Here is a 20,410-nt window from a genome sequence, read left to right as displayed (position 1 = left end):
CGCCGAGGTCGATGCAACCGTCTTCGGGGGTGGCTGTCCAAGAGCGGATTTCGACACAACCCATAGGAAATACCCATCGGTCCCGACCATCGGGCGGAGGTGAATCGGCGATGTGATCCGGACGCGCTGCTGCTGTTGTCTCGATCGAGAGGCGAGGTGAGGAGGCGGACCAAGAGGGCGTGGCCGGCTCACCACCTCACGGGATCGTTTTTCGCCTCCAGCCTTTCCGTGACATACCTCGCATGTTCGGCACGCGCAGGACGTACCGCCGACATTGCACCCTCGTAATCGGATCGCCGCAGATGCACACCGTGGTGCCGGTCGGTGATACGTGCGCCGCAAAGCGTCACAGCCGCAAGCGAACTGCTAGGGGACGTCACCATGTCACGCGCGACTGGCACTTCTGCGCAAGAGGACCGGCCGGGATCACGATGTGCATGCGCCCGAATTCCCTCCACCAGACGGTGCCCTCAGCGGGCGACCTGAGTGCGTTGGTTTCGGAGATGTCCGTGTCCGTCTCGGCGCGGCGAGGGTGGCAGATATCCCGACATACCGGGAAACACCGTTCAAATATGGCGTAGCATCCGCGATCGTCGAGGTTCAATCGTGGTGGTCGCCGCACCGGTCACCCATATGATCCCGGCGAGCGGTGCAGGTCGCTTCCACTGCCGGATGTATTTGCTTGGGCGTATCGACATTCGCACTTGCGGTCGTGGCAATACTCTCGGACCGCGCACACGCCGTCGGAACCGCCGAACCGACACACTGCCCCCGGGTCCGCAGCGGGGCGGGAAGCCGTCACGTCTGCCGAACTGGACTCGCTCAGCCCGGCCCGGCGGGAACCGGTGTCGATTCACGTAGCGAGCGGAGGACCACCTCCTGTGTGGTTGTTGCGATCAATTCTCCCCGTCGGCTCCAGATTTCGCCGAAGGTATGTCCGCGCCCGTCCCCGGAGACCCGACTGCGCTGGGTGTAGAGCATCCACCGGTCGGCGTGACACTGCTGGTGAAACCAGATCGAGTGATCGAGCGACGTGGTGAAGACGGTCGACGGGTCCTGCGCGGTCGACGGGGAATGGCCGACTACCGCTGTCCGGGCGAGCGCCAGGTCCGACAAGAAGGTGAGCGCGCAATCGTGGCGGGCGGGAGAAGCGGGCAGATGCCCCGCGAAACGGATCCACAACGAGCGACGGGACTCGCCGGGTTCGCCCCCCTGATGGGGTTTCGCACGAACGGGTCGTATCTCGACGGCCCGTCCGACCGGTGAAGTCCTGTCCAGGTTTGCCCATGTTCGATCCCACTCGCCTCCGAGCTCTTCGAGCAGCTCCGGCGCGGGCACGTCCGGCATCACCGTGTGCCGGGACGAATCGCTCTCGGGAACTTTGAACGATGCGGTCATCGTGAAGATGGCACCCGACCCCTGCCAGGCAGTGACCGCACGAAGATCGTAGGAGTTCCCGTCCTTGAGTCGCTGCACGACGTATCGGACCTCACGGTCCGGGCAGCCACGGCTCGGGAAGTAGCCGTGCAGAGAGTGCACCGACCGGTCCTCCCGGATCGTGCGCTGCACCGCAGCCAATGCCTGTGCAGCGATGTGCCCACCGAATGCCCGACCGGGCGAACCCTCACAGCACAGGCCGCGAAACTCGTCTGGACCGACCATGTCCACGTCCAACAACTCGGGCATCTCGTTCCTTCACTTCACACCCCACAGGGTTCGGGATGACGGTCCTCATCACTTCGTCCGGCGGTTTCTACGGATGCGCTCAGGACCGACTGTCATGCCGGTCACGGCGCGAGTCGACCACATTCGTCGAGGAGGGCATGTGACCGCCGGACATCCGAGCAACAACTCGCTTCCCACCTAAACCAGTTCCGCGAGCGAAGTCCAATAGCGAATACGGAACTGCTCAATCGTAAGTCGCTATCTTCCCCATAGTTCGTCGCGACGGGGGAAAACGCGGCATCGAACTGATTGTCACGATCGACGAGTGGGGCGTCTCGCTCACTGCCTCGGCGCCGGAGCTGGGTGAGGACACGGAGGCAGTGCTCTGCGCGCCGGGTCGGGCTGCGAAGTTCGAGACTCTCATCTCCTCCGGTGTCATTCACCAGCGAGCAACCGCCCGAACAGAAGTCGCTACCCGATCTGCATCGATTCGTCGCGATGGTCATTCATAGGTGGATCGAATCGCCGTGTTCGCATTCGCCTCTTTGTGCCCGATGCGCTGCCCTGATTGATTCGAGGGTGCATCGAACCGAGGACACCAGGAGCACATCATGCGAGATGCAGTCATAGTCGACGCGGTACGAACCCCGGTCGGCAAGCGCAATGGATCACTGGCCGGGATCCATCCCGCAGACCTGTCGGCCCACGTATTGACCGCTCTGGCGGCGCGGACTGGTATCGATCCCGCGGTCGTCGACGACGTTGTGTGGGGTTGTGTCGGCCAGATCGGAGACCAGGCGAACAACATCGGCCGGAGCGGCGTCCTCGCGGCGGGCTGGCCCGAGTCGGTTCCGGCCACCACGGTAGACCGGCAGTGTGGTTCGAGCCAGCAGGCGCTGCACTTCGCCGCCGCCGGGGTGATCGCCGGCCACTATGACGTTGCCGTTGCCGGCGGTGTGGAGTCGATGTCTCGGGTCCCGATGGGTTCCAGCCGCCAATCCGGACAACCGTTCGGGCAGACTGTTCTGGACCGATTCGGGGTCGAGACCTTCAACCAGGGAGTCGGCGCCGAAATGATCGCCGCGAAGTGGGGGCTCACCCGTCGCCAGCTCGATCACTTCGCGGTGATGTCACATGAGAAGGCGGCCGCGGCAGTCGATTCAGAAGCACTGGTGGGCCAGATCGCCCCTCTTCCCGGTGTGTTGGACATGGACGAGGGTATTCGCCGGGGCACCACTGTCGACAAGCTCGCCGAACTGAAAACCTCGTTCAAGAAGGACGGCGTCATCCACGCCGGCAACGCCTCCCAAATCTCCGACGGTGCCGGAGCACTGCTGGTCACTACCAGCGAAAAGGCACACCAACTCGGTCTGACCCCGATCGCACGAGTCCATACCGCCGTGATGGCAGGCGACGATCCGGTAATGATGCTGACGGGGCCCATCCCGGCAACCGCAAAGGCGCTCGAACGATCCGGCCTCTCGATCGCCGATATCGGCGCATTCGAGGTCAACGAGGCGTTTGCCTCGGTTCCGCTCGCATGGCTCGGCGAGACCGGAGCCGACCCGACCCTGGTGAATCCGCTGGGCGGCGCGATTGCGGTCGGGCACCCACTCGGCGGTTCCGGCGCGATCCTGGCGACCCGGCTGGTGCATCACATGCGAGACCGAAAGATCCGGTACGGCCTGCAGACGATGTGCGAGGGCGGCGGCATGGCCAACGCCACGATTCTCGAGCTGCTCTGACAACCTACTTCTGTCGAAGATCCGTCGGGGTACAGATCAGGGGTGAAGCCACAGACGAAAGAGGATGACCAGCAGCACCGGCCTCCCGTGGCGGTGTACTCGGTGGGCGAGCAGCCGGACACCCGCTTCTCGCTCGCCAATGAATGCACCGCACGAGCCTGCGTCCGAACAGTCCGACCCCGGTCGCCGGTGAGGCCACCCCGATGACCACCCTGACGGGTCTGTCACAGACCACGATCTATCTCGGGACAAGGTCGCGTTCGTCGCCTGCGGTACCGGCAGCGTACTCGCGGTGGCAGCCGTGCGGTCATGGCGGCGCCAAGAACGAGCCCTCCACTCGACCAGCCCCTACCCCTCCCCCGGGCTCGCCGGCGGCGTCTGTGCTCTGGCCGTCGAACTGGTCGCATTCGACGTAGCCGCTCCACGTGCCGATGTGACACTCGCGGGAGGAAGGGGGCAGGCAGTGCGACGCACTCCACGCGGTGGCATCGACGTCACGCCCCACACAGCACGATGGCGGTCATCAGCGAGACGCTTCGAGCCCTCGAGTCAGGTGAACGGACCCCGCAGTGACCTGCGGCCTCGATCGACTTGTCGTGCTGGTCGACGAGGACGGTGGTGATCGTCGCTCGTGACGGCATCGGCACGTTGTGGCCCGACCAGCGGTTCGCGAGGTTGGTGTCGGGAAGGTTCGGGGTCCCGCTTGCGCGTCGGCCCGCGCGCACTCGGCCTGGATGGCCACGTTCGTGGCAACCGAGAAAAGAATGTCGCCGTGAGTGAGCTTCACGCCCTGGGGTGCACCGGTGGTTCGAGAAGGGAAGATCAGTGCGAGCAGGCCGTCGCGGGACACCGAACGCCAGACGCGGTCGAAGTCGAAATCCGGGACGTCACGCGACTCGAGGTCGTCGAGGCCGACGGTCCCGTCTGCGTAGCTGTCGACACAGACGACGGTACGGACCCCGGTGTCCGCGGCCCCCATACGAATCTTGTCGAGAGATTGCTTCTCGTACAACACAACCCGCTTGTCGATGCTGTCGACGAGGTAGGCGGCTGATCGGCGGTAAGGTGTTGTAGAACGAGGCCCAGCCGTTCGGCTCGTGGCGGGTACGGCGATCCAGGGGGAGCGGCAATTCGGCCGCGTGTCGTGGTGCGCTGAGCCGCTCCCTGCGGTGGCGTTCGACTCGCGACCGGGGAAACAACTCGCCTACCCGGCGGTGTTTTCCGCAGCCGAAGCGCTCCTTTTCGGTGGTGAACACGTCGTCGAGCACCAGATCGGCAGTATCGCGCAGGATCTGGTTGAGCACGGCCTTGCCCTGCACCGCCTTCACCGGGCCGACGGCAGATCATTCCGTGAGCGCGTGCGGCCTGGTCGAGCAGATGCTCGCGCTCGACGACACGGTTCATCAGGCCGATCCGCTCCGACTCCGACGCGGTGACCTTGTCGCCGGTCATCAGGGACTTTTTCGGGCGGGTCATCCCGACCAGCCATGACCAGGTAATAGCACCGTCGTCGCCGGCGGTGACGGTGACGGTCACGTGCGGATCGGAGATGATCGCCGTGCTCGAGATGAGCATGATGTCGCACAGCAGCGCGATGGTGGCGCCGAGATCGACTGCAGGCGTTGACCGGCGAGATGATGGCCTGGGGCGATGCGAGGATGTCCATAGTGATCTTCCGGGCTTCCTGGAAGAGCGCGTCGAGCACTGGGCCGGCTTCCGGCTGCTCGCCCCAGGGTTTCCCGCCGTGGCGAATGCCTTGCCCTGACCGGTCAGCACGACGGCTCGTATCGTGTCGTCCTTCCGGATCTGGGCAGATTTCCGGGCGAGCTCCTCATGCATCGGACGGCGGATCGCGTTGTACAATTCGGGGCGGCTGAACTCGACCGCCAGCACGTGCCCGCCACGGTGAAATGTCAGGGCCGGCAGTCCGAGTAGTGCTTGTTCTCCCCCGTGTATGCCCCTCTTCCAGGAAGATGTGCCGGCCGGACAAATCGGCCCACCGTTCGAGTGTGTGCAGACTTGACTGCACTTCAGGCACGCAACAGGTCCTAGCGTGAGCCACAGTCGGACACGGTAGTAGTTGACTTTCTCCGTCATCGACACGACAGGACCGCAGGCGCACTCAGCGCGGTCCGATCTGCCCCGCCGATGCCGCATCGTCCGCGCGCACAGCCGACAATTCCTGCGCCTCGACGAAACACGCAACGTTGCGTTCGGGGTTGATGAGCGCAGCGGCGATCAGCGCTCCGCCCACCAGGACGACACCGAAGGCGGCGAACCCGAGCTGGTAACCATGGAGCGGGTTCGAAGCGTCGTTCACCAGGTTGCCCAGCAGCAAAGGCGCGATCACGCCACCCATGCTGTAGCAGGTGATCATCACGCCCATGACGGTGCCGCGCTGTTTGACCGGGACGACGTCCGAGACCAGCGTCCAGGCGATACCCTGGGCGCCGACCACCAGGGACGCTCCGACCGCGAGCAGGACAATTTGCAGCACACCGCGATCCAGGAGAGGCCATGCGATGGTGCTCAAACCGCCTAGTGCCACCAGCGCGCAGGGCAGCAGTCCCCTAGCAGCGCGGACGCTTGCCCCTCGCCGGGTCATGGCGCGGGACACTGCCGCGAAGACGATCATCAAGATCGCGCCGCAGAGGTACGGCAGGGACACCAGCCAGCCGGTGGCGACCTTGTCGTAACCCAGCCCCTGACGCAACGCCAACGGCAGCCAGCTGATCTTGAGCGCCACGCTGCAGTAGGTGGCAAAGAAGAGCAGGGTAATGCCGACGATGGTGCCGGACGTCAACAGGCGACGGTAGGGGACCCGCTCCGGAAGCATCGGAAACGACGACACCGCGTGCCCTGTGACCTCGGGGCCGTCGCGACCGACAATCAACCAGCCGACCACCCACACCAGGCCCACGATCGCCATGGCGGCGAAGGCCGCATGCCACGAGTAGTGGATGACGAGTGCGGTGATGATCGGTGCGGCGACGAGCGGACCGACCGATGTTCCCGACGCGACAATGGATGTGGGCAGAGCCCGCTTCTCGGCCCGGAACCAGCTATGCGTCACTCCGAAGGCCAGGGCGGCCGTCGGGCCCTCCGCGAAACCGAGGATCATGCGCGTGATCAGCAGCACGGTGAAACTGGTGCTCCACACCATCGGGAGAAGGCACAGCGCCCATATCAGTGCAACGCCGGCGAGAAGCCACCGGCCTGGAATTCGACCGATCAGCATGCCGCCGACGATGGCGCCGATTGCAAAGAACCAGAAGAAGCCGCTCTGCACGAGACCGAACTGGCTCGGGGTGATGCCCAGGTCGTCGATAAGGTCCACGCCGACGAGGCCGAGCACGGCCTTGTCGGCGAAGTTGATGAGCATGAACACGAAGAGCATCGCCGCGGTGACCCAGGCCTGACGCCTGGTCGGCGAACGGTGTGGCCCGGCCGAAACCGTTGCCGAAAATGTGTGATCGACAGCCATGGGTGGCCTTTCTCTACGTCGTTGAGTCTCGCGGAGGTGATCGACGATCGGCTCACCGCTCGGAATCCGGCCCGGCCCGGCCCGGCTGCGAGAAGCACATCACAGACCCCGCTATAGAGTGAAGTGAACCACTTTCGACACCGTCGCACAAGCCCCCCGGTCACTATCAGCGATTAACTTTAAGGCCGATTACCCTGCATACGAACCCAGGCACTCCGAATATTGAGTCACAATCGAGGGGCGGCGTACGGTGCATGTGCCGGGAACGCTGCGGATCGAGCAGACCGGCCTGCCGCCCGTCCGGGCAACCGACAACCGATCGAGGCGACGGGGACGATCGATCCCTCGCGACTCACGCATCCGCCGCCCGAACGCCCAGGTGCACAGTGGACATCCGGCGCAATCGACGTCAAACACCCCATGCCACACCCGCAGTTCGACGTCGAGTAGCGAGCCTCCGCGGACCGCGGCATTGTCGACGAGGGCCCAGGCGCGCCAACACCTCACCGATCTGATCGACGACCCGCTCGACGCTGTGTTCTGCGTTCTGCGAACCTGGCCGGTATGGACACCCGAGACATTCAGGATGAGATCAAGGTTGCGGTGCCGGCAACGATCACCAGGCCGATGACCGCAGACCGAAAGACGGTCGTGGGTACGCGCCGTGCCGCTTCCAGCCCGACGGCATTGCCGACTGGAGCAGCAATGACACCCAGTGGTACGAGTGCCCACACCATGTCCTGCGGACATCACCCTCGACAGAGGGATGCCGGCGTAAAAGTGCTAGCCACAACGACATACTCCACAAGATCGGCAATGAAGGTCAGTGGGGCCTCGGCTCGCTACATCGAAAAGGAGTACCGGCGGCAGCCCGCCGAGCGAGGTCTTGGCCGCCATGAAACCGCCCAGATCCCGGTGACTGCATGTGTCGCGTGTCGGTCCCCCCGAGTCGGTGCGATCCGGAATCGCCAACCGGATTCCGCACAACAGACCGTCACCCCGGCGACCGGTTCGAGCAGGCGCTAGGGCAGATGAGCGCCCCACACGCTCCCCGACCACGCCCCCAGGATCCTGCCCGCGCATAGCGGGCGCACCCGACACCAGTTCATGTGCTCACGCATGCGGATCGCCTCGGCAATCCACGGGATGAGCCCGGCGGCGAGTTCGGCCACCGAGACCACGGTGACGTCCATGCTTTCAGCCCCCACGCCCCGCCGGGCCCATCGAGGGTGCTGTGGTCGCGACGATGGGCGCGCGCCGAGACCATCCATCTCGTGCTCACAGTTCAGGTCGCCAACGCGCGACGCCCGACCAAACATCCTTGTGGCCCATGAGAGTCGCGCCACCGCCGTCGACGATCAGGGTCTGGACACCGCCGTTGGCGAGGATGCCGGCGATTCCTTCCGGAGCCGGGTCACGAACGGTTTCGACCAGTGCGGCACGGCCGACCGGCGTCCCGAGGTCGGCGGTCACCTGGACACCGCCGAGATCGACGCCGATTACACGCACTCATGCGCAGGAACATTCCCGGTCAGGTCAGGCATAGAGCGCGGCGATTTCGGCGGCGTACTTCTCGTGCACGAGCTTGCGACGCACCTTCGTGGTGGCGGTGAGCTCGTCACTGTTGACATCCCAGTACGACGGCAGCACCGTGTGCGCACGCACCTGCTCCACCCGCGAGAGCCGCTCGTTGCCGCGCGCGATACCTTCGGCCACCTCCCGCACCACGCGCGGGTCCTGGGACAGCGTCTCGGCGCGGAGGTCGGTGATGCCGTGGGCGGCCGCGAACGCCGCGGCCTGCTCGCGGTCGAGGACGACGAGCGCCGCGACGTGCGGCCGCCCGTCACCGACGGCGACGACCGAGCCGGCGAGGGGGCAGGCGAGACGGACTGCGTTCTCGATGTTCGCCGGTGCGAGGTTCTTGCCCGACGAGTTGATGATCATGTCCTTCTTGCGGTCGACGATCCGGACGTAGCCGTCCTCATCCACGGTGGCGATGTCGCCGGTGTGGAGCCAGCCCTCCGAGTCGACGGCCTCCGCCGTCTTCGCGGGGTCGTTGCGGTAGCCGCGCATCACGCCCGGGCTGCGGAGCAGCAGCTCACCGTCGTCGGCGAGCCTCACCTCGACTCCGTTACGCGCCTGGCCCACGGTGCCCACCCGGATCCGGTGGGGGTGGTTGGCGATGCCCGAGGCAGCGCTCTCGGTGAGCCCGTAGACCTCGCAGACCGGCACGCCGAGCGCCAAGAAGAACTCCAGCGTCTCCGGCGCGATCGGCGCACCGCCCGAGGTCGCGTAGTACAGACCGTCCAAGCCGAACCGACGCCGCCAGGCGTGCAGGACCGCCGCGTCCACTGTGGCGTGCTGGGTGGCGAGCGTTTCGGGAACCGGGTCGCCGGCAAGTTCTCTGCGCACCTTCTCCAGCCCGACGGCGAGGGCTTGCTCGATCGCGGCCCGCTCGGCGGGCGGCTCGGCGGCAATTGCGTTCTCGATCAGCGCCTCGAGCTTGTACCAGATCATCGGCACGCCCATGAAGGTCGACGGGTGGACCTCCTGGAATGCCGTCAGCACCGACCGGCCGTCGACCACGTCGGTCACCGTGGCTCCGGTCACCATCGGCAGGTAGTGCGCGGCGAATCTGTTGGCGAGGTTGGCGTCGGGTAGGTACGACAGCACCCGTTCTTCCGCATCGCGCGTCGTGAACTCCGCCTGCTGTCGCGCCCTGACCGACGAAGAGTAGAGCAGGTTGGCGTGGGTGATTTCGACACCCTTGGGTTCACCGGTCGTGCCCGAAGTGTAGATCAGGGCGACCAGGTCGTCGCGCCCGACCGCGCGCCACGACGCGTCGAAGTCGAAGTCCGGGTCACCGAGCGCGACGAGCGCGTCCAGGGAGAGCTGGTCGTCGGCGGCATCGTCGATGCAGACCACGCGGGTGTCCGGGTGCTGCAGTGCGGCTGTGCGGATGACCTCACCGAACCGCGCCTCGCAGATCACCACCCGGCTGCCGGCACTACCGAGCAGCGACGACACCTGGTCGGCGGTGAACGTGTTGTAGATCGAGTACGACGTCGCGCCGAGGTGCATCACCGCGGTGTCGACGATGTGGAACTCCGGTCGGTTCGTCAGCATGATCGCAACCGTGTCGCCGGGTCGGACGCCTAGTCCCGCCAGGCCGGCGGCGATGCGGCGAACTCGGTGGTCGTACTCGCGCCAGGTGAAGGTTCGACCGTCCTCCCAGGCACGGAGCGCGACCTGGTCGGGGCGCGCGGCGACGGTGGACTGGAACACGTGGCACAGGCTCTGAGCTTCGGCGACCTGCTGCATCGTCAGATGGGTGGGCACGTTGGCCTTCCTGGGGTTCGGGGAGCGGGACTCAGCGGACATCCGGCGGCCAGAGCTGTAGCACCTGGCCCGACATGTGCGTGGTGGCGGGAGAGAGGAGGTAGCGCACGGCCGCTGCGACTTCGTCCGGCGTCCCGAGGCGGTCCGCGATTTCCTTCTCGCGCTCCGGCTGCTCGCTGAGGCGCACGCGCAGCCTGCCGGTCGAGATCAGGCCCGGCGCCACGCAATTGACGCGGATGCCCTCGGGTGTCAGCTCGTTGGCGAGGTAGCGGGTGTAGTGCATGACGGCCGCCTTGGTGATCCCGTAGTGGGCGTAGCCGCCCTGCGGGTTGGCGACCACGCCGGTGAGTGAACCCATGGTCACGATCGCCGGATTGGTCGCCTGCCGCAGGGCCGGGAGGGCGGCCTGCACGGTCGTGATCGTGCCGTGCAGGTTGCGGCGCAGTACGTCGTCCAACGCGCTCAGATCGATGGTGGCGGCCGTGTTGTCGGCGAAGCCGCCGCTGCCGCCGCCTGCATTGCAGACCAACGCATCGAGCCGCGACCAGTCCTGGTGGATCCGAGCGCCCAGCTCTTGCATGGCCTCGACGTCGGTGGTGCTGGCCTCGACGGCGATGGTCGGCACGCCGATCTCGCGCAGCTCGTCGACAACCGAGCCGGCGGCCTCGTCGAACTCACGGTAGCCGTCGAAGTCGGTGTCGACGACAGCGATGGCGTACCCCTCACGGGCGAGGGAGACGGCGATCTGCCGGCCGATGCCGCGAGCTGCGCCGGTGACCAGGGCTGTGGGGTGCACAGATACCTCCTTGAGTCGAACGATTATTCACTTCTAGATGCCCGCGAGAGCTCTGTCAAGAGCCCAGCCGGCACAGCATGTAATTGACTGTTTGGGTGCAGATCTTGACCTTACGCAGAATAGGTGGATACTACCAGGAGTAAGTGAATACAACTTAGAGTATTCCATCTCTCCCTTCCGCTTCTGGAGGTCGCATGCTGCACACCGCCGATGTCCCCCTGTACCCCATGCCGCGTGACACCGCACGATGCCCGTTCGACCCGGCGGGCGACCTAGCCGAGATTCAGCAGGAAGAGGGTTTGCGCCGGGTGCGGATCTGGGACGGCAGTGAGCCCTGGCTGGTGACCCGGCACACCGACATCCGCGCGGTGATGGCGAGTCCACTGGTCAGCGCGGACACCGACAATCCGGCATACCCGCACAGCTCAGCCGCGATCAAGGCGCGCCGGGCGCGGGCGAAAACCTTCTTCACCGAGGACGGCCCGGCCCACGACGAGCCGCGCCGCGCGCTGGCCCGGGACTTCACCGCCAAGCGCATGCAGAGCATGCGGGACGTCGTCCAGGCCGTCACCGACCGGTGCATCGACGAGATGCTCGCCGGCCCCAAGCCTGTCGATCTCGTCGAGTCGCTCGCCCTGCCGGTGCCGTCGGTCATGATCTGCGAGCTGCTGGGCGTTCCCTACTCCGAGCACGACCGCTTCCAGGAGCTCACCAAGGTATTCACCGCGGCAACCTCCACACCCGCGGACACCGTGGCAGCGGCCGAGGAGATGCTCGCGATGATCGGAAACGTCATCGACGCCAAGATCGAGAAACCGACTGACGACACTCTGAGCCGCCTCGTCGTCGAACAGCTCAACCCCGGTCTCATGACCCGCGAAGAGGTTGCCCGGATGGGCTTGCTGCTCCTGACCGCCGGCCATGAGACCTCCGCCAACATGATCGCCCTCGGCACCGCCGCACTACTGACCAACCCGGAGCAGGCCGCGCTGATCCGTGACGCCGACGACCCGGCGGTGGCCGCAGGTGCGGTCGAGGAGCTGCTGCGTTACCTCACGATCGTCCACAGCGGTGCCCGGCGCGTGGCCATCGGCGACTTCGAGGTTGCGGGCACGCAGATCCGCGCCGGCGACGGCCTGATCCTCGACTTTCCCTCCGCCAACCGCGACAAGGCCGCCTTCGCCAGCGAGGGCCACGCCGAACCCGACGTCCTCGACATCACCCGGCCCGCACGGCACCACCTCGCGTTCAGCTTCGGGGTCCACCAGTGCCTGGGGCAGCAGCTGGCCAGGGTCGAGCTGCAGGTCGTCTACTCGACTCTCCTCAAGCGGATCCCCACTCTCGCTCTGGCGGAGCCGGTGACGGAACTCCAATACAAGACCGACATGTCCATCTACGGCTTGCATCGCCTGCCTGTGACCTGGTGACCGAAAGGACAGACCTGATGAGGATCCACATCGACGAGGACAAGTGCGTCGGCGGCGGGCAATGCGTGCTTGCCGCGCCCGAGGTGTTCGACCAGCGGGACGAGGACGGCATCGTCATCCTGCTCGAAGACTCACCCCCGGCCGACCTCGCCCCCCAAGTGCACGAGGCCGCGCTGCTCTGCCCGGCCCTCGCGATCGTGGTCGAGGAATGAGCCTCGACCAGGTCGTGGTCGTCGGTGTCTCGGCCGCGGGTCTGACCGCGGCCGAGACACTGCGCCGCGAGGGGTACACCGCCAGACTGGTCCTGGTCGACGGAGACCAGCGGCCCCCGTACGACCGACCGCCACTGTCGAAGCAGCTGCTTCGCGGAGAGTGGGAAGAGGAGAAACTCACCCTGCGCCCGCCCGCCGCGCTCGAAGGGCTCGACGCCGAATGGCGGCTGGGAGTACGGGCCGAGCGGCTCGACCTCGCGGCGGGCCGGCTCGCGCTCGCGGACGGTTCCGACATCGCCTTCGACGGACTGGTCGTCGCGACGGGCGTGCGTCCCCGGGCCCTGCCCTTCGCAGTCGGCCGCCCCGGGGTGCACATGCTCCGCACGATCGAGGACGCCCTCGCGCTGCGTCGGGAGGTTGTACCCGGCGCAGCCGTCGTCGTCGTCGGCGCAGGCTTCCTCGGCACGGAAGCAGCCTCGGTGGCCGCCGAACTCGGCTGCCGGGTCACCGTCATCGACCCGCTGGAGCTGCCGCTGCAGCGCCAACTCGGTCCGCGGATCGGCCAGCGGGTCGCGCGACTGCACCGTGACCACGGTGTGCAGCTGCTCTGTGGACGCGGCGTCGCCGATGTCCGGGAGACCGACGGCCGGGTGAGCGGCGTCGTCCTGGACGACGGCGCGGAGGTCGCCGCAGACGTACTGCTCGTCGCGATCGGCGCCGAGCCGGTCACCGACTGGCTGCGCGGCAGCGGACTCACCATCGACGACGGAGTCCAGTGCGACGAATTCTGCCAGGCCGCACCGGGGGTCGTCGCCGCCGGTGATGTCGCCTCGTGGCTTCACCCGACGCTCGGACGGCTTCGTCTCGAGCACCGGATGAACGCCACCGAGCAGGGCATGGCGGCCGCGAGGACCCTGCTGGGGAAGCGGACACCGTTCGCACCGGTGCCATACTTCTGGAGCGACCAGTACGACGTGCGGATCCAGGTTTACGGCCGCCCCACGGCCGCGGACTTCACCGCCGTCGAGGGCTCGCTCGACGAGGGACCCTTTGCCGCCGTGCAACGCGACGCGTCCGGGCGTACCACCGCTGTCGCCGGATGGAACATGCCGCGCCAGCTACGCGCGCTGCGCCAGGAACTCGTCGAGCAGCAGGCTGTCCGGTGCTGACTGCGGCCCCGGAGGCGCGCTGCTGACGAAAACCACGGCAGCAACACCCTTCTCATCGGCCCACGTGTCGAGGTAGCGAGTTCGGGCGGATCCGTCGACGACCGTGCACAAAGTCATACACCCTTGGCCGTCGACCACGTCACAGGCGTGGTCGACGGTCACGGCGTAGCTCCTGCCTCGCAGCAATGAACATGCCGGCCGTATCGCGGTCCTACTGCTCCGACAGCAGTTCCTCGGTGAAACGGTGCAGGCAACCGGCGACTGTCCGGGGCTTCGCCCGGAACCCCGGTGCTGAGAGCGTCCGCGATACAAGTCACCAGACGACAACGCAACTCTTCCCCGACACCCTCGCCGAATTCAGTGAGCACCCATAGAGCCGCTCGCCGGTCGGAAGGGTCCGGTTCACGACCTACGAGGTCTCCGGTACCCGAGGTTTGCTTGATCGCTCACGCGAGTACCGGAGACCACACTCATTTCAATTGTCACCACACGCCGACAAGACTCCATCTTCGCTGCGGCGCCATTCTCGAAACACTCCCCAGGCCAACGGCGGTCGCTACTGGGGAATGACGCTACCTGTGAATTGTCCGCCGATTTCACACGGGATCGGCCACGGTTTGCCGGTCTCCAGGTCGACGAGCACGATGACCGCCTCGGCGGTCACCGCCGGCTCGGCGTCGGCCGAGGTGCGGATCGCGCTACCGAGGCGGAAGGACGTCGTGCCGACCGCGGACACCCACACGTCGACGAGGAACGGCTCGGCTTGGTACCAGAGTTCGTCGCGGTACTCGATGTCCTGCCGGCGCACCAGGTGCTGAATGTGGCTCGGCACCAGGTCGAGCAGCCCGCCTGGGGCGTGCGGCGTCACCGGGTGTCCGAGGAACGTGTGCCGCGCCTCTTCGATGATCCGCATCGACGCGACGTTGTCGACATGGCCGGTCGAACCCAGATCGTCGTACCGGACTGCGACGGGGACGGACGTCCCCCGTACCGCGGTGAGCTCAGGCGACGACACCGGCGGCCCGCAGTTCGTCGATCCGCTCCGGTAGGACACCCGCGGCCACAAGCACCGCGTCGGTGTCGGCACCGAGGACCGGGGCAGCGATCGGGCGCGGCAACGGCGTGCCGGAGAACCGCGGCGTCGGCGCCGGCTCGATGGTCCCTCCAGGACCTACGAGGAAGGTCTGGCGCGCCTGATTGTGCGGGTGGTGGGGCGCCTCGACCAGGTCGAGGACGGGCGAGAAGCTTGCGCCGCGACCAGCGAACAGCTGCGCCCACGTGTCGCGCTCGCGCTGGGCGAACAGGGCGGCGAGGGTCTTGCGCATCCGCGGCCACTCGGCACTGTCCTGCCGGTCGGCGAAGGTCGGGTCCTCGGCGAGGCCGAGGACGTCGAGCAACGCGGCGTAGGAGCGCTCGTCCCCGATGCCGAGGGCGACGTGGCGGTCGTCGACACAGCGGTAGACGCCGTAGCAGGGGCTGCCGCCGTCGATGCCGTTGGTACCGCGCTCGACGTTCCACCGGCCCGCGTTCCAGAAGTCGTACACCATCGCCATCATCGTGGCGCTGCCGTCGCACATGGCGGCGTCGACGACCTGGCCGCAGCCGCCGGCGCGGGCGTTCATCACGGCGCCGAGCACGCCGAGCGCCAGGAACATCCCACCACCCATGTCGCCGACCAGGTTGAGCGGCGGCAACGGCTCCTCGTGGGTCCCGATCGCCTCGAGCACGCCGGTGAGCGCGATGAAGTTGATGTCGTGACCGGGCTCCTGGGCCAGCGGTCCGTCCTGCCCCCAGCCTGTCATGCGGCCGTAGACGAGCGCGGGGTTGCAGGCGAACAGGTTGTCCGGCCCGAGACCCAGCCGCTCGGCCACCCCGGGGCGAAAGCCCTCGATGACCGCATCGACGCCGCGGGCGAGATCCAGCACGAGTCCGGCGCCGCGCCGGTCCTTGAGGTCGACCGTGATCGAACGCCGATTACGGTGCAGCACCGGGAACGGGTTGTTCCGGCCGGCCTCGCCGGGACGGTCGACGCGGATCACCTCGGCCCCCATGTCGCCGAGCAGCATGCCGGCGAAGGGCGCGGGACCGATGCCGCCCAGTTCGAGGACCCGGACGCCGGTGAGCGGGCCGCGGGAGGCGGCGGGATCGCAGTTCATCGGCTCAGCTCGCGAACTTCGGAGCGCGCTTCTCGACGAACGCCAGCCGTGCCTCCTCGGCGTCCGGAGACGCCAGGCAGGTCGCGAACTGCTCCGCCTCGAGCGGCAGGTAGTCGCCGAGCGACATGGTCGCGGCGGCCTTGAGGTTCCGCCGTACGGCGGTCAGCCCGCGCGGCGACTTCGCGGCGATCTGGGCGGCGATCTCGCGCACCCGTGCCGAAAGGTGTTCAGGCGGGAGCACTTCGTTGGCCAGTCCCCACTCGACGATCTCCGCGCCGCGGATCTTCGGCGACAGCAGCAGCAGCTCGGCGGCCTTGGCGGAGCCGAGCAGCCGGGAGAGCTGCCACGGCCCGCCGAGGTCGCCGCCGAAGGCGACGTTGACGAAGGCCGTGCTCATCACGGTCGTGGTCGCGACGTACCGCAGGTCGGCGTTGAGGGCGAGCGACATACCCGCGCCGGCGCAGCCGCCTTTGACCTCCGCGATCACGGGAGTGTTCATGTCGTGTAGCTGGGTGATCAGGCGGGTATAGCGCATCAGGCCGGCCCGGCCGAAGAGGTGATCTCCTGGGGGGTACGGCGCCGGGTCGGTGTCGGAGTTGTCACGACCCACGCAGAAGTGGTCCCCAGCGCTGGTGAGCACGACGACCCGGACGGACGGGTCCACCTCGGAGCGCTCGAGGGCGTCGAGCAGCCCGTCGGCCATCTCGATGGTGAAGGAATTGCGGCGCTCGGGACGGTTCATCGCGATAGTGGCGATGCCGCCCTCGATCGTGAACAGAACGGTGTCGGTCATGGGTTTCCCTCCGGGCCTAGAGGCCCATGTCCTTCGCGATGATGGTCTTCATGACCTCGGTGGATCCGCCGTAGATGCGGTTGACCCGCAGGTCGGTGAACATACGGGCGATGGCGTACTCCCGCATGTAGCCGTAACCGCCGTGAAGCTGGAGACACTTGTCGACCACCCGACCGGCCATCTCCGTGGTCTGCAGCTTGATGCGTGCCGCATCGGCAGGGGTGAGCTCGTGCGCGTCCTCGAGTTCGATGCCGCGGTCGACCAACGCCTGGCTCGTCTCGACCTCGACGTCGCACTCGGCGAGCACGAACTTGGTGTTCTGGAAGGCCGCCACCGGCTTGCCGAACACCTTGCGTTCCTGGACGTAGGCGCGCGTCATCTCCACGGCGGCGCGCGCGCGAGACACGGCGTCGACCCCGACGATGAGCCTCTCCCGCGGCAGGTTCTGCCCCAGGTAACTGAAGGCCATGCCCTCCTCACCGAGGAGGTTCTCGACCGGGACGTGCACGTCGGCGAACGACAGCTCGTTGGTGTCACTGGACTTGAGCCCGATCTTGTCGAGGTTGCGGCCGAACTCGAAGCCCTCGCTGTCGGTGGGCACCACGAGCAGACTCAGTCCGTTGCGGCGGTCGGTCTCGCTCGGCGCCGCGGTGCGGGCCACGACGACGCACAATTCGGAGTTGCGGGCGCCGGAGATGAACGTCTTCGCGCCATTGAGCACGTAGTGGCGCCCGTCGTCGGAGAGCCGTGCGGATGTGCGGATGCCGGCGAGATCGGAGCCTGTGCCCGGCTCGGTCATGGCGATGCACAGCAGGATGTCGCCCGACGCGATGCCCGGCAACCACCGCTGCTTCTGCTCGTCGGTGGCGAGGGTCAGCAGGTACGGCAACACCATGCCGGTGCTCAGTCCGTAGTGGCCCATGTGCACGCTCGCGCGGGCATTCTCCTCGGAAATGATCGCCTGATACTTGAAGCTCACCTCCCCCGGGCCGCCGTACACCTCGGGGATGCCGAAGCCGGTGACCCCGATCGCGCCCAGTTTGCGGAAGAAGTCCCGCGGCACGATGTGATCGTGTTCCCACTCCATGTAGTAGGGCGACAACTCGGCCGCGATGAAGTCGCGGATCATGACACGAAACGCCTCGTGGTCGGCGTCGTAGATCTTGCGTTGCACCTGAAGTTCTCCTGGGTCGTTCGGCTCAGTCGGCCGCGATGGTGGCGCGCAGCTCGCGCTTGAGGATCTTGCCGACGCCGCTCATCGGCATCTCGCCGATGATCGACATGCTGCGTGGCGCCTTGTAGCTGGCGATCCGCTCCTTGACGAAGGCCCGGACCTCCTCGATCGAGGTCGTGTGCCCAGGGCGCAGCACCAGGACGGCGTGCACCCGCTCGCCCCAGTCCGGGTCGGGGATTCCGATCACGGCGCACGAAGCGACGGCGGGATGGTCGGCGAGCACGTTCTCGACCTCGGCGGAGTACACGTTCTCGCCGCCGGTGATGATCATGTCCTTGAGCCGGTCCGCGATCCAGAGATAGCCGTCCTCGTCGAGATAGCCGCCGTCGCCGGTTTGGAACCAGCCGTCCTTGAACGCGGCGGCGGTTTCGTCGGGCTTGTTCCAGTAACCGATCATCAGGTGTCCGCCCCGGGTGACGATCTGGCCGACCGTGCCCGGCGGCACCGGGTTCCCGTCCGGGTCCACGACGTCGAGCTCGACGATCGGGGTCGCTCGTCCGACCGACCCGAGCTTGCGGCCGGCCCGGTGGTCGGGCCCGTTGAGCATGGTGAGGCACCCGGCCTCGGTCATGCCGTAGACGTGGACGAGCTGGGTCTGCGGAAGGTTCTTCATGACCAGTTCGAGCAGGCTGTCGGGGGTCCCGGAGGCGCCGTACCCGATGAACTCCAGGCTGCTGAGGTCGTACGACGCGAAGTCGGGATGCTCGCAGATCCGCTGGATCATCGTCGGCACCAGCGCACAGCCGGTGACCCGGTGCTCCTGGATCGTGCGCATCGCGTTCTCGGGCGAGAACGTCGGCACAAAGACGAGCTTGCCACCGAGCAGCTGCTGCGAGTACCACCCCAGCAGAGCCCCGATGTGGAAGAGCGGACCGGTCAGCATGGTGACGCCCCCCGCACGGACCGCCGCCCCGGACATCTGGTAGCTGAGCAGACCGGTGAGAAACGAGCGATGGGTGATCATCACGCCCTTGGCGTGGCCCGTAGTGCCGCCGGTGTAAAGGATGAACGCGAGGTCGTCGCCCGACCGGTGCGCGTCCGCAATCGGCTCGGCCCCCTCGATCAGCTCGTCGTGGACCAGCGTGCCCTGAGGCGCCTCGCCGCGGCCGACGTACACGATCGCTTCGAGGCCGGGCACCTGCTCGCGCAGCACCGGGACCATAGCGGCGAACGCCTCGTCGACGAAGACGACCTTGGTGCCCGAGTCGTTGAGCGCGTAGGTGATCTCGGTGGCGGACCAGCGCGTGTTGAGCGGGCTCGGTACCGCACCCGCCCACCAGCTCGCGAAGAACACCTCGTGGTGCCGGTCGGAGTTGAGCGCGACAATCGAGACCCGGTCGTTGTCACCGACGCCGAGTGTTCGCAGCGCGCCCGCGAGCCGGGCGACCCTCTTGGCCGACTGCGTCGAGGTGAACGCACGGTCGGCGTCGACGGTCAGAATGTCATCGCCCCAGTAGCGGACCGCGCGGTGCAGGGCGTGGGTGAGGTACATGGGGTCAGTCCCTTCAGCTCATGATCTTCGGTCGTTCGACGTCCAACGCGCGCGGGAACGAAGGATTCTCCATCACCTCGGCGAGCTCGGCGACGCTCCAGCCGTGGTCAGCGTTGACAACGTGCCCGAGCGAGAAACCTTGGTAGAGACCGACATGCCCGCCGGTGACGGAGAAGATCTGCCCGGTGAAGGGACAGTCGGCCTTCGTGAGGTAGGCGACCAGCGAAGAGGTGTTGCGCGGGTGGAACTTGTCGAACGCGTCCTCGTCCTCGGGTGCGGCGACCGCCGCGGCGAGGCCGGGCGAGGAGGTGACCATCGCGGTCCGGGCAGCGGGCGAGATCGCGTTGGCGCGAACGCCGTACCGGCCGAGCTCGGCGACCGCGAGCAACACTTGCGCAGCGAGACCCGCCTTGGCCGCAGCGTAGTTCCACTGGCCGACGTTGCCGTGCAGACCCGCGGCCGACGTGGTGTTGACGATCGAGCGGTCGGCCGAACGGCCCGCCTTGCCCTCCGCGCGCCAGTGCCGTGCCGCCGCCCGGGTCACCGAGAATGCGCCCTTGAGGTGGACGTCGACGACGAGGTCGAAGTCCTCCTCGGACATGTTCCAGACCATCGCGTCGCGGACGATACCCGCATTGTTCACAATCGCGTGCAGGTCTCCGAATGCGTGGACCGCGGCCTCGACCAGCCGCTCCCCGGTCGCCATCTCTGCCACGCTGCCGGCAACGCCGACCGCCTCGCCTCCGGCGGCGATGATCTCCGCCACGACGTCGGCCGGGTCGGACAGGTCGTTGACGACGATCCGCGCCCCCTCCTGCGCCATGAGGAGCGCGTGCTCACGGCCGATGCCGCCACCTGCGCCGGTCACGATTGCGACTCGGCCGTCGAGTTGTCCCAT

General features: G+C 67.0%; 18 protein-coding genes and 1 pseudogene. 5 read left to right on the top strand and 14 right to left on the bottom strand.

Translation table 11 applies throughout. The annotated features are described in order from the left end of the window. Nucleotides 1-822 precede the first annotated feature (822 nt). Entirely contained in the window at nt 823-1,686 is an 864-nt protein-coding gene (locus KZJ41_RS02230; protein WP_050034447.1) for an acyl-CoA thioesterase II, read from the bottom strand. 590 nt (nt 1,687-2,276) lie between these two features. On the opposite strand from KZJ41_RS02230, the gene KZJ41_RS02225 reads away from it, so the two are divergent. Together KZJ41_RS02225 and KZJ41_RS02220 are read left to right on the top strand one after the other, a co-directional pair. Continuing rightward, nucleotides 2,277-3,410 (top strand): acetyl-CoA C-acyltransferase, encoded by a 1,134-nt coding sequence (locus KZJ41_RS02225; RefSeq protein ID WP_050034446.1) that lies wholly within the window; start codon nt 2,277-2,279, stop codon nt 3,408-3,410. 772 nt (nt 3,411-4,182) lie between these two features. Further along, on the top strand, nt 4,183-4,464 hold the full coding sequence (locus KZJ41_RS02220) for a hypothetical protein (protein WP_231772095.1): 282 nt from the start codon (nt 4,183-4,185) through the stop codon (nt 4,462-4,464). A 359-nt stretch (nt 4,465-4,823) separates the two neighbouring features. Here KZJ41_RS02220 and KZJ41_RS28565 read toward each other — a convergent pair. From KZJ41_RS28565 to KZJ41_RS02190, 6 genes and pseudogenes are all read right to left on the bottom strand, one after another. Beyond that, nucleotides 4,824-5,249 (bottom strand): annotated as a pseudogene (locus KZJ41_RS28565) (enoyl-CoA hydratase-related protein); the annotation flags it as partial. Nucleotides 5,250-5,532: 283 nt separating this feature from the next. Then, nucleotides 5,533-6,894 carry an MFS transporter gene (locus tag KZJ41_RS02210; RefSeq protein ID WP_231772096.1) on the bottom strand — a complete coding sequence of 454 codons (1,362 nt, stop codon included), beginning with the start codon at nt 6,892-6,894 and terminating at the stop codon, nt 5,533-5,535. Nucleotides 6,895-7,916: 1,022 nt separating this feature from the next. Next, nucleotides 7,917-8,087: a hypothetical protein gene (locus tag KZJ41_RS02205; RefSeq protein ID WP_157127596.1), complete on the bottom strand. Its 171-nt coding sequence runs from the start codon at nt 8,085-8,087 to the stop codon at nt 7,917-7,919. 85 nt (nt 8,088-8,172) lie between these two features. Next, nucleotides 8,173-8,367, bottom strand: a complete 195-nt coding sequence (locus KZJ41_RS02200) for a hypothetical protein (protein ID WP_050034441.1) — start codon at nt 8,365-8,367, stop codon at nt 8,173-8,175. A gap of 63 nt (nt 8,368-8,430) precedes the next feature. Continuing rightward, nucleotides 8,431-10,233 (bottom strand): long-chain fatty acid--CoA ligase, encoded by a 1,803-nt coding sequence (locus KZJ41_RS02195; RefSeq protein ID WP_306430607.1) that lies wholly within the window; start codon nt 10,231-10,233, stop codon nt 8,431-8,433. Between the two features lie 31 nt (nt 10,234-10,264). Continuing rightward, nucleotides 10,265-11,029, bottom strand: a complete 765-nt coding sequence (locus KZJ41_RS02190; RefSeq protein WP_050034440.1) for an SDR family NAD(P)-dependent oxidoreductase — start codon at nt 11,027-11,029, stop codon at nt 10,265-10,267. A gap of 194 nt (nt 11,030-11,223) precedes the next feature. Between KZJ41_RS02190 and KZJ41_RS02185 the strand changes: the two genes are divergently transcribed. Genes KZJ41_RS02185 through KZJ41_RS02175 form a run of 3 tightly spaced genes read left to right on the top strand, consistent with a single transcriptional unit; the run spans nt 11,224 to nt 13,837 of the window. After that, entirely contained in the window at nt 11,224-12,456 is a 1,233-nt protein-coding gene (locus KZJ41_RS02185; RefSeq protein WP_065923144.1) for a cytochrome P450, read from the top strand. A 17-nt stretch (nt 12,457-12,473) separates the two neighbouring features. Then, nucleotides 12,474-12,668, top strand: a complete 195-nt coding sequence (locus KZJ41_RS02180; protein ID WP_050034438.1) for a ferredoxin — start codon at nt 12,474-12,476, stop codon at nt 12,666-12,668. Next, the gene (locus tag KZJ41_RS02175) at nt 12,665-13,837 is read left to right on the top strand and encodes an NAD(P)/FAD-dependent oxidoreductase (RefSeq protein ID WP_065923145.1); all 1,173 of its coding nucleotides are present in this window, start codon (nt 12,665-12,667) and stop codon (nt 13,835-13,837) included. Before KZJ41_RS02180 ends, KZJ41_RS02175 begins: the two co-directional genes overlap by 4 nt. On the opposite strand, the gene KZJ41_RS02170 is transcribed toward KZJ41_RS02175, so the two are convergent. The 7 genes from KZJ41_RS02170 to KZJ41_RS02140 all read right to left on the bottom strand — a co-directional run bounded on the left by KZJ41_RS02170 (nt 13,787) and on the right by KZJ41_RS02140 (nt 20,410). Then, entirely contained in the window at nt 13,787-13,999 is a 213-nt protein-coding gene (locus KZJ41_RS02170) for a hypothetical protein (RefSeq protein ID WP_168578952.1), read from the bottom strand. The two genes, KZJ41_RS02175 and KZJ41_RS02170, sit on opposite strands and share 51 nt — an antisense overlap. Before the next feature lie 394 nt (nt 14,000-14,393). Beyond that, entirely contained in the window at nt 14,394-14,852 is a 459-nt protein-coding gene (locus KZJ41_RS02165) for a thioesterase family protein (protein ID WP_065923146.1), read from the bottom strand. Then, complete coding sequence (locus tag KZJ41_RS02160; RefSeq protein WP_050034436.1) at nt 14,839-15,993, bottom strand: CaiB/BaiF CoA-transferase family protein; 1,155 nt, start codon at nt 15,991-15,993, stop codon at nt 14,839-14,841. Before KZJ41_RS02160 ends, KZJ41_RS02165 begins: the two co-directional genes overlap by 14 nt. 4 nt (nt 15,994-15,997) lie before the next feature. Beyond that, nucleotides 15,998-16,786 (bottom strand): enoyl-CoA hydratase/isomerase family protein, encoded by a 789-nt coding sequence (locus tag KZJ41_RS02155; RefSeq protein ID WP_050034435.1) that lies wholly within the window; start codon nt 16,784-16,786, stop codon nt 15,998-16,000. Nucleotides 16,787-16,802: 16 nt separating this feature from the next. Further along, nucleotides 16,803-17,960, bottom strand: coding sequence for an acyl-CoA dehydrogenase family protein (locus KZJ41_RS02150; protein ID WP_050034434.1), 1,158 nt, complete (start codon nt 17,958-17,960; stop codon nt 16,803-16,805). Between the two features lie 25 nt (nt 17,961-17,985). Then, the gene (locus KZJ41_RS02145; protein ID WP_050034433.1) at nt 17,986-19,512 is read right to left on the bottom strand and encodes a long-chain fatty acid--CoA ligase; all 1,527 of its coding nucleotides are present in this window, start codon (nt 19,510-19,512) and stop codon (nt 17,986-17,988) included. A 13-nt stretch (nt 19,513-19,525) separates the two neighbouring features. Continuing rightward, nucleotides 19,526-20,410: an SDR family NAD(P)-dependent oxidoreductase gene (locus KZJ41_RS02140; protein ID WP_050034432.1), complete on the bottom strand. Its 885-nt coding sequence runs from the start codon at nt 20,408-20,410 to the stop codon at nt 19,526-19,528.

Origin of the sequence: Rhodococcus sp. 11-3 (assembly GCF_023704055.1) — a bacterium.
GTDB lineage: Bacteria > Actinomycetota > Actinomycetes > Mycobacteriales > Mycobacteriaceae > Rhodococcus > Rhodococcus aetherivorans.
Note: the sequence above shows the minus strand (reverse complement) of the source record. Positions and strands in the feature narration are given on the sequence as shown.

What these genes read in the sequence shown, in the direction of transcription:
- KZJ41_RS02230 (WP_050034447.1), bottom strand. Translation starts at nt 1,686, where the DNA reads ATGCCCGAGTTGTTGGACGTGGACATGGTCGGTCCAGACGAGTTTCGC.
- KZJ41_RS02225 (WP_050034446.1), top strand. Translation starts at nt 2,277, where the DNA reads ATGCGAGATGCAGTCATAGTCGACGCGGTACGAACCCCGGTCGGCAAG.
- KZJ41_RS02210 (WP_231772096.1), bottom strand. Translation starts at nt 6,894, where the DNA reads ATGGCTGTCGATCACACATTTTCGGCAACGGTTTCGGCCGGGCCACAC.
- KZJ41_RS02205 (WP_157127596.1), bottom strand. Translation starts at nt 8,087, where the DNA reads ATGGACGTCACCGTGGTCTCGGTGGCCGAACTCGCCGCCGGGCTCATC.
- KZJ41_RS02185 (WP_065923144.1), top strand. Translation starts at nt 11,224, where the DNA reads ATGCTGCACACCGCCGATGTCCCCCTGTACCCCATGCCGCGTGACACC.
- KZJ41_RS02180 (WP_050034438.1), top strand. Translation starts at nt 12,474, where the DNA reads ATGAGGATCCACATCGACGAGGACAAGTGCGTCGGCGGCGGGCAATGC.
- KZJ41_RS02175 (WP_065923145.1), top strand. Translation starts at nt 12,665, where the DNA reads ATGAGCCTCGACCAGGTCGTGGTCGTCGGTGTCTCGGCCGCGGGTCTG.
- KZJ41_RS02160 (WP_050034436.1), bottom strand. Translation starts at nt 15,993, where the DNA reads ATGAACTGCGATCCCGCCGCCTCCCGCGGCCCGCTCACCGGCGTCCGG.
- KZJ41_RS02155 (WP_050034435.1), bottom strand. Translation starts at nt 16,786, where the DNA reads ATGACCGACACCGTTCTGTTCACGATCGAGGGCGGCATCGCCACTATC.
- KZJ41_RS02145 (WP_050034433.1), bottom strand. Translation starts at nt 19,512, where the DNA reads ATGTACCTCACCCACGCCCTGCACCGCGCGGTCCGCTACTGGGGCGAT.
- KZJ41_RS02140 (WP_050034432.1), bottom strand. Translation starts at nt 20,410, where the DNA reads ATGGGACAACTCGACGGCCGAGTCGCAATCGTGACCGGCGCAGGTGGC.